Source organism: Streptomyces sulfonofaciens (assembly GCF_014656295.1).
GTDB lineage: Bacteria > Actinomycetota > Actinomycetes > Streptomycetales > Streptomycetaceae > Streptomyces > Streptomyces sulfonofaciens.
Map to the genome: position 1 here is coordinate 60,326 of NZ_BNCD01000031.1, position 12,290 is coordinate 72,615.

The window sequence follows — 12,290 nt, forward strand, 5'->3', positions numbered from 1 at the left end:
ACAGCGGGCCCACAGCGGGAGACCGGCCGGAGCGTCAGCGGGAGGCCGGCCGGCGTGTCATCGGGAGACCGGCCGGAGGATCGGCGGGATCCTCGCCAAGGCTTCATCGGTGTTCCGTTCAGAGCGCCTTCGGCGTCCAGGACAGGGCCTCACCCGCCGGCGCGGCGGGAAGGGGCGGGGCCCCTTCGGCGGCCACGCGATCGGCGGCGAGGCTGGTCCCAGGCAATGCGGTGACTCCGGTGACGGCCGAACGGGTGAGCCCCCGGTACCGGAGCCGTCAACGCGGGAGGCGGACGCGGATGGTCTTGCCCCGGCCGGGGCCGGGGATGATGGCCACCTCGCTGGTGAGGCGGCGGACCATGGGCCACCCGAAGCCGCCGGTGCCGCCGCTCAGGTCGGGGGTGCGTTCCCTCGGGGGCGCGGGGTCGAGGTCGCTGACGGCGACCGTCACCTCCTCGGCGGTGACGCCGAGTTCGAGGGTGTAGTGGCCCCCGCCGTGCCGCACGGCGTTGGTGGTGAGTTCGGAGACCACGAGAGCGAGGGTTTCCGCCGTCTGGGGTGCCGCGGCGGGGTCGAGGTCCTCGACACAGGCGCGGGCGACGTCACGAGCGTGGGCGACGGCGGCGGGGCTGTCGCCCTTGACCATGACGGGTGTCCTAAGGGCCTCCTTGTGCGTCGTCTGCGTGCCAGTCATGCGCTACCACCCTTCCCCGGGTCGGTTGTACCGCCAAGCCCTACTTGTGCCCGCCGAGCGGGATACGACACGGGACGGCACTCTTTCGCATGCGGGTGCGGCAGAACTGCACGCATGATCATCAGAGAAAAACTGTCACGGCCGCAGTAGACATTGGCACGCCGCTGGGCTACTGTTTCCGTCGTAGCCAAGAAGTCGAAGTGAGCACGGCAGACATGAACTGCCGTGGGGCAAGTCGAGCAGGAAGCGGCCCGCAGGGCCGTGCGCAGTACCCGCGGTATCCAGCAGTACAGCCGGAGTAATCGAAAGTAAGGAGCCGAACGCCATCAGGATCGCCCGGGCGAGGAACGAGTCCGCCCGGGTACCGCAGGCCCCGGATTGAGAGGTGGTCCCCGGTCACGCATCCGCGATCCCCGCAGCCCCGCCCTCGCAGGCGGTATCTGCGGACAAAGAAGACCGGCACTGTTTGCCGGTAGATGGTGTTGAAAGCTCGGGGCCCGGGTGCCATATGGCACCCGGGCCCCCCGACGCGTCCCTGAAAGAAGAGGTCTATGCCCCCTGCCGGTTCCCGACCCGTCGACAACCTCGACGATGACGACTACCCCGCCTACACCATGGGCCGGGCCGCCGAGATGCTCGGCACCACTCCCGCCTTCCTCCGCGCACTCGGCGAACACCGCCTGATCACCCCCCTGCGCTCGGAAGGCGGCCACCGCCGCTACTCCCGCTACCAGCTCCGCATCGCCGCCCGCGCCCGCGAACTCGCCGACCAGGGCACCCCCATCGAGGCCGCCTGCCGGATCGTCATCCTTGAGGACCAGCTCGAAGAGGCCCGGCGGATCAACGAGCAACTGCGCACCCGGGGCCACGACTCGAAGTCCTCGGCCTGAGAGGTCACCGGGCCGGAGGCGGACGCGGGCACGGACCCGCCGACGGACGAGGCCGACCCGCATCGGACCGTCGGCGGACGGGCTCCGGCGACATCGGACCCGTCGGCGGACGACGTTGGTGGACATCGGACCCGTCGGCGGACGAGCGTCGGCGGGCAAGGACCCGCCGACGGACGAGGCCGCCGTCGCAGGTTCGCGCCGCCGCCCCGTGCCGACTCCCCGCACCAGGCGCGGGGCCGTGACGCGCGCGGTTCTTCGAGGGCTGCCGCGGCTCACCGAGAGCGCACCCGGCTCCAGCGCCAGCGCGGCGCCGACCCCGCACGGCATCGAACCCGCCGCATCGAACCAGCGCGGCACCGACCCCGCGGCACCGACCCCGCGGCACCGAACCCGCGACCGAAAGCGCGGCGCCGACCCCGCGCGGCACCGAAAGCGCGGCGCCGACCCCGCACGACACCGAGGACCCCGGCAGCCCGCCGGGGTCCTCCGTCATGCAGGAGCAGCGCTCGTCCGTGCAGGGGCGGCGCTCGGCGTCCGCGGCCGTACCGGTGCTCCCCGAAGCGCGGTGCGGCCCCGAAGATCCCGCCCACCGAAATCTTCGGTACCCGAACTTTCTTGTGCGCGACCCCTTGCCGGGACCCGGAGGCGGGGGTAGTTTCCCCGTCAGCCGAAAGCTTCGGGTACCGGAAAGTACGGAGGCCAAAGTGACAGCCAAGCGAGCTGCGGCCGCCCAGAGCGGTACGCGCGCCGGTGCCGGCAAGCAGGCCGGTGGCGGTGCGCAGGCCGGTACGCACGCCGGTGCCGGTACAGGTGCCGACGCTGATACCGGTACAGGCGCCGACGCGGTGGCGCCCGCCGCGGACACCACCGGGACGGCACCCGCGGCCGGTGAACTGGGCGAGGTGCTGCTTGCACTCGGCGGCCGTCTCACCCGGTTGCAGACGGAGATCCTGGCGGGTCTCGGCCAACCGCTGACCATCCGCCAGTACCGGATCCTGTCGCGGGTCGAAAGCGGGCACACCTCGCTGACGGCCCTGTGCAGGCTCGCCCACCGGGGCACGTCGACGATGTCGCAGAGCGTCGACAAGCTCGTCCAGCAGGGACTGCTGACCCGCGGCGTGTCGGACACCAGCCGCCGCACCATGCGGCTGGCCCTGACCGACGCGGGCCTCGCCGCCCTGGAGGCGGGCGACCGGGCCCTGGGCAAGTTCACCGCGGAACTCACCGCGCGGCTGCCGGAGAAGACCAGAGAACTCCTGCGCCCCGCGCTCGACCAGCTCTACGCCGACATCCAGGGACACCTGGAAAGCAGATAGCCGAAGGACCGCGCCGGCACAGCGCTGCCGGCGCCTGCGCCCGGGGCACGCACGCCCCCGGGCCCCGTGGCCCGGGCCCACGCCCGGGACACCCGCACCGAGCCGCCCACCCGAGCCGATCACCAGCCCGACCACCCCGACGCCCGCACCGGCACCACGCCGACCGGCACCCCAGCCGACACCAGGGCGGACGGGCACCAGCGCCGACGGGCACCCCGGCACACCGCCGGGACCCGCGAGCGCACCCGCGGCCGTACGTGTGACCGCGTCCCGCGACCGCATCCGGCCGCCCGGCCCCGCCGGTAGGCCGTACCCGCACCCGCACGCACCTGAACACCAGCCGCACGTCCACAGCCGACGCCCCCGGACACCGCACAGAGCCGCACCGGGGCCGTCGCATCCAGCGCACCGGTTCTGCCGGCCGTCCGACGGTCGGGGACCGGAGGGACCTTCACTCCCGATCGGGGGACGGGGCGTCAGCCACGAGGAGGTGGCATCGTCATGCCACGCGACCGCGCGACCACCACCAGCCCGGCCCAGCTCCTGGGCCGGCTCGACCACTCAGCCTTCACCCGCCGGCACGGCGTCATCTACGGCACGGCACTCGTCGGGCACTTCCTGGACGGGTTCGCCATCAATCTGACCGGTGTCGTCCTGCCGGGCGTCATCCCGGCGTTCCACCTCAGCAGCAAGGAAGCCGGCTACCTGAGCTCCGTGCTCTTCGCCGGCATGCTCGTCGGCGCCGCCGTCGCCGGCGTGGTCTCCGACCGGCTCGGCCGGAAGGTGCCGCTCGCGGTCTGCCTGCTGGTCTTCGGCGGCTTCTCCGTGCTCGCCGCCTGCGCCTGGGACTACCCGTCGCTGATGACGGCACGGTTCTGCCAGGGCATCGGCCTCGGTGCCGAGATCGCCGTCGTCCTGCCGTACATCACCGAGTTCGTGCCCGTCAGGCACCGGGCGCCCCTGGTCACCTCGGCCACCGCGGCCTGGCTGATCGGGCTGCCGGTCGCCGCGGTGGTGGGCGCCGCACTGGTGCCCGCGCTGTCCTGGCGGGCGATGTTCGTGGTGGGCACCGCGCCCGTGCTGGTCAGCCTCGTCATGCTGGCCGTCCTGCCGGAGTCGGTGCGGTACCTGTTGCGACGCGGCCGCCTGGACGAGGCGCGGAAGACCGTCGACTCGCTGACGGCCGGACAGGCGCAGGACCCGCAGGAGGCCCCGGCCGCGGCGGCCCAGGCCCCCGCCGGAGCACCACCCGAGGAGGAGGGCTCGGCGCGCACCCCGGCGGGCTCGGTGCGGCGCCTGCTGTCCGCGCGCTACGCCCGGTACACCCTCTCGCTCTGGTTCATGGAACTGTGCGCGGGCGCCTTCCTGTACGGGCTCTCCACCTGGCTGCCCTCGGTCCTGGAGAAGCGCGGGAACAGCCTGCTCGGCAGCCTCACCTACACGGCGATCATCACAGCCACCGGTGTGGCCGGCGCGCTGATCGCCGGACATCTGGCGAGCCGCATCGGACGGCGCCTCACGATCGGGGTGTCGTTCGTGGTCAGCGGGCTGTTCTGCCTACTGTGGGGAGCCGTCGACGCGACCACGGCCGTGGTGGTGCTGGGCTGCTGCGCCACCTTCTTCGGCAGCGGCCTCGCGGGCAGCACCCTCTTCGTCTACGCCAGCGAGCTGTACCCGACCGCGGGCCGCGCCACGGGCCTCGGCTGGGCGGCGGCCTGGCAGAAGGCGGGCGGTCTGATCATTCCGACGGTCATCGGCTGGATCCTCGCGACGCACGCGCCCGGCTACGTCTTCTTCGTCCTCTTCGCCGGCGTCTCGGTGCTCGCCGGGCTCTCGGGGCTGCTGGTCACCTTCGAGACCCGCGGCAGGACCGTCGAGGAGATCGCCGCACAGATCGCCGTCCGGGACCGGACGCCCGCGTACAGCCCGCGGCCCGTGCCCGCGTTCACGCTCACCCGCCGCCCGGCACCGTCGCCCGGCGCCGCACCGACCACTTCCCAGATCCCCGCCACCGAACTCTCAGCCCCGGACACCACCGCACAGTACGACCCGGAACAGGCAGGTGAAGGATGACCTCCGCCCCTCCCCGCACACCCACCCACGCCCTCGACCCGGCCGACGCCGAGGAGCGGGCCCTGCGCCACCGCAAGGTGCGCGCCGCCATGGCCGAGGACGGCATCGACGTCCTGCTCGCGTTCGCCCCCGGCTGGCGCAGGGAGAACGTCAGGTACTTCACCGACGCCCGGCTCACCGGCACCGCCTCCTTCGTGGTCTTCCCCGCCTCCGGCGAGGTCGCCGCCCTCTCCACCCGCCGTGCCGACCTGCCCGCGCTGGCCGGCGCCGGCTGGGTGGACGACACCGGCCTCCTCGACGTCCACCGGCCCGCGGCGCTCACCGACCGGCTGCGCGACCTGCGGCCGAAGCGGGTGGGCGTGGCCCATCTGGAGCTGCTGCCCGGCCTGCTCGCCGACGCCCTGCACCGGGCCCTGCCGAACGCGGAACTGGTGTCCGCGACCGCGCTGATGGACGGGGTCCGGCTGGTCAAGAGCGACTGGGAGCTGGCCAGGATGCGGCGCAGCGCGGCCGTCTGCGCGGCGGGCTGGCAGGCGTTCGTGGACGTCCTCGAACCGGGCCTGCCCGAGTACCGCATCGTCGCCGAGGTGGAGGCCGAGATCAAACGGCTGGGCGCCGAGGACAACTTCATGCTGATCGCCTCCGGCGGCGACGAGGTGCGCGGCATGACCGCCCCCACCCCCCGCTCCCTGGCGGCCGGCGACATGGTGCGCACCGAGCTGACCCCGCAGATGGACGGCTACTGGCTGCAGATCTGCCGCTCCGCGGTGGTCGGCCCGCCCAGCGACGGCCAGCGCAGGTCCTTCGACCTCTTCAACGAGGCGGTGGAGGCCGGTATGGCGGCCACCCGGCCCGGCGTCACCGCGCACGACGTCGCCAAGGCGCAGAACGACGTCTTCCGCAAGTACGGCTACGGCGAGTACTGCACCAGCACGTACACCCGGGTGCGCGGCCACGGACACGGCCTGCACCTGGACGAGACGCCGATCATCGAGGGCAACGAGACCGTGCTGCCCGAGAACGCCGTCTTCATCATCCACCCCAACACCTACACCCCGCTGGCCGGCTACCACGTGCTGGGCGACCCGGTCCGGGTGACCAAGGACGGACCCGAGGTGCTGATCGAGACCGCACGCAAGCTGTTCCACTCCGACCGGGGCCGACCGGGGCCCGCGGCACGACCGGGGCCGGACGCCGCGGCCGCCGGGAAGGAGGCCGTGGCATGAAGCGCGGACTCGTGGTGCTCGACCCGGCCGAGGTGCCCGTCGAGGAGTGGGGGGAGCGGGTCGGCGGCCTCCAGCGCAGGCTCGCCGCCGAGGGGGTGGACCTGGCTCTGGTCTACGGGGACGTGTTCAGCTCCGACGACATCGCCTACCTCACCAACCTCTGCATCTACTGGAACGAGGGCGTGCTCGCCGTGCCGGCCGAGGGCGAGCCGGTGTTCCTGACCAAGCTCTCGCCGCGGGTGCACCCCTGGATGCGGCGGGTCTCGACGGTCTCGCGCATCGAGAGCGGCAGGCAGTTCGGCGCGCTCGCGGCCAAGCTGGCCGAGGGCCGCGAGGCGGGCACCGTCGGCCTGGTCGACGCGCCGCTGTGGCCCGCGCCGGTGGTGGCGGAGCTGCGTGCCGCACTGCCCGGCTGGCGGTTCGCCGAGCTGCCCGGCCTGGTCCGGGAGCAGCGCGCGGTGCCCTCGGCGGCCGAGCTGGTGCTGCTGGAGGAAGCGGCGCGGGTGGTGGGCGGTGCCGCCGACGAGGCCGTCGCCGGCGGTCTCGGCGGCCACGAGCGGGTCGCCACCGTCGAGCGCCTGGTCCGCGGCGCCGGCTTCCTCGACGTCCAGGTGAACACCGCCGACGCCGCGGACGGCGCCCAGTGCGTGCAGGTCACCGGGCAGTACCGCACGCTGTGGGTGCACGCGGCCCGGCTGGCGGGCGGTGCCGGAGCCGACTGGGCCGCCGCGCTCCAGGACGCGCTGGACCGTGCGGTGGCGGCGGCCCTCCCGGGTGCCACCGGGGCCGACCTCGGCGCGGCCGCGCGTCCGGCGCTGGAGCGCCTGCCGCAGGGCACCGACGCCCGGGCCCGCTGGACCGACCAGACGGACCTGGCGTCGGCGGGCGAGTACCGCCCGGCCACCGACGGCACACCGCTGACCGCGGGCTCCGTCGTGGCCGTCACGGTGGACGCGCTGCTGCCGGGCGGGGGCTACGCGGCCCTCGCCGACACCGTCCTGATCACCCCGGACGGCGCCCGCCGGCTCACCGCGGCCGGGGCCGCCGCGAACGGCGGGATCGAAGAACACACCACGAGCACGAACGGGGCCGGGCGCCCCGGCGGGAGGTCCGCGCAGTGAGAATCCTGTCCAACGACGACATCCAGCAGGTGCTGACCGCGGAGGAGTGCCTGGACACCCTCCGGACCGCCTACTGCGAGCTGACCCGCGGCCAGGGTGCCAACCGGCCGCGCAACCACACCTACTTCCCGGTCGGCGACGAGCGGTACCCCGGCTTCGGCTACCGCTTCAAGTCGCAGGAGGGCGGCAACGTCTCCAGCGGGGTGTGGGCGCTTCGCATCACCTCCGACCTGGCGGGCGTCGAGACCCTGCCGAGCGGCGTGCAGCGCCGCCGCCTCATCCCCGCGGCACCCGGCGGGCGCTACGTCGGCCTGGTCACCCTGTACAGCCTGACCACGCTGGAGCCGCTGGCGATGCTGCACGACAGCTACGTCCAGAAGATGCGGGTCGGCGCCACCTCGGCGCTCGGCATCCGCGAGCTGGCCCGGAAGGACGCCACCGTGGCCGGCATGTTCGGCTCCGGATGGCAGGCCGAGGCGCACCTGGAGACCCTGCTGCTGGTCCGCCCCTCCGTGGAGGAGGTGCGGGTCTACAGCCCGACCGCCGAGCACCGGGAGGCGTTCGCCAAGACGTGGAGCGAGCGCACCGGCCGCAGGATCGTCGCCGTGGACCACCCGCGGGACGCCGTCGCCGGCTGCGCCATCGTCACCTGCGCGACGGCGGCCATGGAGCCCTGCTTCGACGGCGCCTGGCTGGAGCCGGGGACCCACGTCACGGCCATCACCTCGCCGGACGGCACCGCGACCCGCCGTGAGCTGGACGACACCACCTTCGACCGGGCCGACCGCATCGTCGTCCTCTCCCGCGAGCAGGTCCACCACGACAAGCAGTACGACATCCTCGGGCCCGTCGAGCGCGGCCGGATGACCTTCGACGACATCCGGGAGCTCGGCGACCTGCTGAACGGCGACGCGCCGGGCCGCCGGTCGCCCGAGGAGATCACCGTCTTCGCCAACAACACCGGCATGGGCGTGCAGTTCGCGGCGGTGTGCGCACGGGCCCTGGAGCTCGCGGAGCAGCGGGGGCTCGGGCACGAGGTGCCGACGGACTGGTTCCTGGAGGAGACGAGTCCGTGACCGGCACGAATCCGATCCGGCGACGGAGGACGGGCCCGAAGGGCGATCCCAGCGCAGTCGAGGAGCACACGCCATGACAACCGCACCGGAAACCCGCGTGGGCGGGAAGACCATCACGTTCGGCGACGACGTCAACACCGACGTCATCATCCCCGGCCGCTACCTCGTCAGCATCGACCCCGTCGAACTGGCGGAGCACGCCTTCGAACCCCTCGGCCCCGAGGTCCAGAAGGAGCTGAAAGCGAGCCGGGTGGTGGTGGCGGGCCGCAACTTCGGGTGCGGCAGCGCCCGCGAACAGGCCGCGAGCTGCCTGACCGGAGCCGGTGTCAGGGCCGTGGTCGCCACCTCCTTCTCGCGCGTCTTCTTCCGCAACGCCATCAACACCGGCCTGGTCGCCGTCGAGTGTCCACAGGCTGTGGACGCGCTGGCCGCCGCGGGCGGCCGGGGGGAGATGTGGGTCGACTACGACCAGGGCACCGTCGAGACCGCGGGCGGCACGTTCGGCTTCGCGCCGTACCCGCAGGGCCTGCGGGAGATCCTCCAGGACGGCGGCCTGATCCCCCATCTGATGCGCAGCTTCGCGCAGGAAGGCACCGTCCGATGACCAGCACCGCCAGCACGCCCGGCACCGCCGGCACGCCCGGCACCGCCGCGGCCCCCAGGACCTTCGCCCAGAAGGCCCTGGAACGCGCCTCCGGCGAGTCGGGACTCGCCCCCGGCCGGATCGTCGACGCCTATCCCGACCTGTACATGAGCCACACCGCGAGCTGGCGCTGCATCCGCACGCTGGAGCGGATGGGCGCCGACCGGCTCTACGACCCGGACCGGGTCGCCATGGTCATGGACCACATCTCCCCGGCCATGAACGCCAAGACCGCGGCCGACCACCGGCTGTGCCGCGAGTTCGCCGACCGGATGGGCATCAAGAACTTCTTCGACGTCAACGCGGGTATCGCCCATATCGTCCTGATGGAGAACGGCCTGGTCAGGCCGGGCCAGTTCATCATCGGCACCGACTCGCACTCGACCATCTACGGGGCGCTCGGCGCCTTCGGGACCGGTGTCGGGTTCAGCGAGATCACCGCCGCCTGGGTGACCGGCAAGCTGTGGGTGAAGGTGCCCGAGTCGGTCCGCATCGAGATCGACGGCGAGCTGCCGGTGGGCTCCTACGCCAAGGACGTGATGCTGAAGCTCATAGGCGACCTGGGCGCCGACGGCCTGACGTACTGCTCGGCCGAGTTCACCGGCTCCTACGTGACCTCGCGGTCGGTGTCGGAGCGCATGACGTTCTGCAACCTGGCGATGGAGATGGGCGCGAAGAACGCCTACGTCGCTCCGGACGCCACCACCCTGGCCTACCTGCACGACGAGGCCGGTGTCCCCGCGGACGGCTACGAGGTGCTGCTGCCCGACGAGGGCGCCGTCTACCGCGACGTGGTGCGGCTCGACGGCTCCGCGCTCACGCCGCAGATCGCGGTGCCGCACACCGTGGACAACGTGGTGGGCGTGGCCGAGGTCAGCGGCACCCGGCTCGACCAGGTGTTCATCGGGTCCTGCGCGAACGCCAAGTACGACGACCTCGCCATCGCCGCGGAGGTGCTGGCCGGGCACAAGGTCGCGCGGGGCGTGCGGCTCGTGGTGACACCGGCGTCCAGCGCGGTGATGGCGAAGGCGTCGGCCACCGGGGTGCTCGCCACCCTGATCGAGGCCGGCGCCATGATCACCAACGCGGGCTGCGGCGCCTGCGCGGGAAACGGCGGCGCGATGGCCGACGGCGAGGCCACGCTGTCCACCGCCAACCGCAACTTCCAGGGCCGGATGGGCAGCTACGAGTCCCGTATCTACCTGGGCAGCCCGGCGACCGCCGCGGCCTCCGCGATCACCGGCGTGATCACCGACCCGGCCGAGGTGCTCGCGCAGGCGCCGCGGTCCGCCGCCGCCGGGTCCGCCGGACCGGGCCGACCGGAAGGGGCCGCGTCGTGAACCTTGTCGAGAAGATCCTGGCCCGGGCGAGCGGCCGGGACTCCGTGCAGCCCGGCGAGATCGTGATCGCCGGGGTGGACCGGCTGCTGATGCACGACCTCAGCGGCTACCTCACCTCGGAGGTCTACGAGAAGCGGGTCGGCCGCCCGATCCCGCACCCCGAGCGTGCGGTGATGGTCTTCGACCACCACTTCTCGCCGCCCACCGAGCGCCAGGCCGAGATCCTTGAGGCCAACCGCGCCTGGGCCCGCAAGCACGGCATCACCCTGATGGACTGCGGCAGCGGCAACCTGCACCACGCCGCCGTGCGCGGCGGCCATGTGAAGCCGGGCATGATCGTCGTCGGCTCCGACAGCCACACCCCGGTGCACGGGGCGCTCGGCACGCTCGCCGTGGCGCTCGGCAACGACTCGCACGCCGGGACGGTGCTGCCGTACGGGAAGGCGTGGTTCCGGGTGCCGGAGACGGTCCGGATCGAGCTGCACGGCGTCCCGCGGCCCGGCACGACGGCACGCGACATCGCCCTGTGGCTGGTCGCGCAGATCGGCGAGGGCGCGCTCAACTACCGGGCGCTGGAGTTCGCGGGGCCCTACGTCAAGCAGGCGTCCTTCTGGGACCGCTGGCTCTTCCCGCTGCTCACCGTGGACCTGGGCGCCAAGTGCGGGTTCGTCGAACCCGACGAGGTCACCGAGGCGTTCGTGCGCACCCTGCCCGGCGGCCTGGACGGCGAACTGCCGCACAGCGACGGCGCGCAGGACGCGGCGACCGTGCTGCGGTACGACGTCTCCGAGGTGCCCGCGCAGGTGGCCTGCCCGCCGACCGTCGGCAACACCAGGTCCGTCGCGGACGCCGCCGGGACCCGGGTCGGCTGGGCCGAGCTGGGCGGGCACGGCGGCGGGCGGCTGGAGGACATCAGGGCCGCGGCCGAGGTGCTGGACGGCCGCCGGGTCCACCCGGACACCCGGCTGAACATCGTGCCGTCCAGCAGGCAGGTGTTCGCGGAGGCACTCGCGGAGGGCCTGGTGGCCAGGCTGCACGAGGCCGGTGCGACGTGGTTCCCGCCGAGCACCGGCTCCAACCAGGCCATCAACATGGGTGCGATGGCCGCGGGCGAGGCGATGATCTGCACCCACTCCAGGAACTTCCCCGGCCGCAACGGCAGCACGGACGCCGCCGTGTACCTGGCGTCGGCGGCCACGGTGGCGGCGTCCGCCGCGGCCGGCGAGATCGCCGGGGCGGCACGGCCCGGCGCGGAGAGGAGCGCGGCGTGAGCGGTGGCAACGGCGGTTTCGGCGGCCCGGGCGCGAACGGCACGGCGAGTCCGTCCTCCGGGCAGGCCGACGGCCGCTTCGAGGGGCCCTGCTGGACGTTCGGGGACAACATCCCGACCGACCAGTTGGTGAAGTCCCGGTACGTCTTCGACCCGATGGAGGAGATCGTCAAGCACGTCCTCGAGGACCTGGACCCCGACTTCCCCGTGCAGGTGCGGCCCGGTGACATCGTGGTCGCGGGCCGGCACTTCGGGCAGTCCTCGGGCCGGGCCATCGCCACCAAGGCCCTGGCGGCCACCCGGATCGGCTGCGTGGTCGCGGAGACCTTCGCGCGCACCTTCTACCGCAACTGCTTCGAGATCGGGCTGCCCGCGCTGGAGGTCGAGGGCGTCACGGAGCTGGCCGCCAAGGGCGACCGGCTGGCCGTGGACATCACCACGGGCACCGTCACCAACACCGCCACCGGTGAGTCCCGCACGGGCCGCCCGGCGGACCCCTTCCTCATCGAGATGCTCACGGCCGGCGGTCTGATCGCGCTGGCGGGGCAGCGGCCGGAGCTGTTCGGCTGAGCACGCCCGCGGTGGCGGCCGGCCGGTCCTCGCGGACGACCACGGCGGCCTGGCGGACCTGCGGATGGGCC

Annotated in this window: 11 protein-coding genes; 10 read left to right on the forward strand and 1 reads right to left on the reverse strand. The window is 73.2% G+C overall.

All coding sequences use genetic code 11. From position 1 onward, the window contains the following. Nucleotides 1-277: 277 nt before the first annotated feature. Nucleotides 278-694 (reverse strand): ATP-binding protein, encoded by a 417-nt coding sequence (locus tag IE313_RS31965; RefSeq protein WP_189938425.1) that lies wholly within the window; start codon nucleotides 692-694, stop codon nucleotides 278-280. A gap of 551 nt (nucleotides 695-1,245) precedes the next feature. On the opposite strand from IE313_RS31965, the gene IE313_RS31970 reads away from it, so the two are divergent. The 10 genes from IE313_RS31970 (at nucleotide 1,246) to IE313_RS32015 (ending at nucleotide 12,219) form a co-directional block, all read left to right on the forward strand. After that, nucleotides 1,246-1,584, forward strand: a complete 339-nt coding sequence (locus tag IE313_RS31970) for a MerR family transcriptional regulator (RefSeq protein WP_189938427.1) — start codon at nucleotides 1,246-1,248, stop codon at nucleotides 1,582-1,584. A gap of 704 nt (nucleotides 1,585-2,288) precedes the next feature. Beyond that, nucleotides 2,289-2,900 (forward strand): MarR family winged helix-turn-helix transcriptional regulator, encoded by a 612-nt coding sequence (locus IE313_RS31975; protein WP_189938429.1) that lies wholly within the window; start codon nucleotides 2,289-2,291, stop codon nucleotides 2,898-2,900. 501 nt (nucleotides 2,901-3,401) lie between these two features. Then, nucleotides 3,402-4,973 (forward strand): MFS transporter, encoded by a 1,572-nt coding sequence (locus IE313_RS31980; protein WP_189938431.1) that lies wholly within the window; start codon nucleotides 3,402-3,404, stop codon nucleotides 4,971-4,973. Further along, entirely contained in the window at nucleotides 4,970-6,199 is a 1,230-nt protein-coding gene (locus IE313_RS31985; RefSeq protein ID WP_189938433.1) for a M24 family metallopeptidase, read from the forward strand. Before IE313_RS31980 ends, IE313_RS31985 begins: the two co-directional genes overlap by 4 nt. Beyond that, the gene (locus IE313_RS31990; protein WP_189938434.1) at nucleotides 6,196-7,320 is read left to right on the forward strand and encodes an aminopeptidase P family N-terminal domain-containing protein; all 1,125 of its coding nucleotides are present in this window, start codon (nucleotides 6,196-6,198) and stop codon (nucleotides 7,318-7,320) included. Before IE313_RS31985 ends, IE313_RS31990 begins: the two co-directional genes overlap by 4 nt. Next, the gene (locus IE313_RS31995) at nucleotides 7,317-8,396 is read left to right on the forward strand and encodes an ornithine cyclodeaminase family protein (RefSeq protein ID WP_189938436.1); all 1,080 of its coding nucleotides are present in this window, start codon (nucleotides 7,317-7,319) and stop codon (nucleotides 8,394-8,396) included. Before IE313_RS31990 ends, IE313_RS31995 begins: the two co-directional genes overlap by 4 nt. A 73-nt stretch (nucleotides 8,397-8,469) precedes the next feature. Further along, a complete protein-coding gene (locus tag IE313_RS32000) occupies nucleotides 8,470-9,000 on the forward strand; it encodes a LeuD/DmdB family oxidoreductase small subunit (RefSeq protein ID WP_189938438.1) in 531 nt (176 codons plus the stop codon). Further along, nucleotides 8,997-10,379: a 3-isopropylmalate dehydratase large subunit gene (locus IE313_RS32005; RefSeq protein ID WP_189938440.1), complete on the forward strand. Its 1,383-nt coding sequence runs from the start codon at nucleotides 8,997-8,999 to the stop codon at nucleotides 10,377-10,379. Before IE313_RS32000 ends, IE313_RS32005 begins: the two co-directional genes overlap by 4 nt. Beyond that, on the forward strand, nucleotides 10,376-11,650 hold the full coding sequence (locus IE313_RS32010) for a 3-isopropylmalate dehydratase large subunit (RefSeq protein WP_189938442.1): 1,275 nt from the start codon (nucleotides 10,376-10,378) through the stop codon (nucleotides 11,648-11,650). The genes IE313_RS32005 and IE313_RS32010 overlap by 4 nt, the downstream gene beginning before the upstream one ends. Then, nucleotides 11,647-12,219, forward strand: coding sequence for a LeuD/DmdB family oxidoreductase small subunit (locus tag IE313_RS32015; protein WP_189938443.1), 573 nt, complete (start codon nucleotides 11,647-11,649; stop codon nucleotides 12,217-12,219). Before IE313_RS32010 ends, IE313_RS32015 begins: the two co-directional genes overlap by 4 nt. The last annotated feature ends 71 nt before the right edge of the window (nucleotides 12,220-12,290 follow it).

Bases quoted from the DNA above. Each gene is read 5' to 3' on its own strand.
- IE313_RS31965 (WP_189938425.1), bottom strand. From the start codon at position 694: ATGACTGGCACGCAGACGACGCACAAGGAGGCCCTTAGGACACCCGTC.
- IE313_RS31970 (WP_189938427.1), top strand. From the start codon at position 1,246: ATGCCCCCTGCCGGTTCCCGACCCGTCGACAACCTCGACGATGACGAC.
- IE313_RS31980 (WP_189938431.1), top strand. From the start codon at position 3,402: ATGCCACGCGACCGCGCGACCACCACCAGCCCGGCCCAGCTCCTGGGC.
- IE313_RS31985 (WP_189938433.1), top strand. From the start codon at position 4,970: ATGACCTCCGCCCCTCCCCGCACACCCACCCACGCCCTCGACCCGGCC.
- IE313_RS31990 (WP_189938434.1), top strand. From the start codon at position 6,196: ATGAAGCGCGGACTCGTGGTGCTCGACCCGGCCGAGGTGCCCGTCGAG.
- IE313_RS32000 (WP_189938438.1), top strand. From the start codon at position 8,470: ATGACAACCGCACCGGAAACCCGCGTGGGCGGGAAGACCATCACGTTC.
- IE313_RS32005 (WP_189938440.1), top strand. From the start codon at position 8,997: ATGACCAGCACCGCCAGCACGCCCGGCACCGCCGGCACGCCCGGCACC.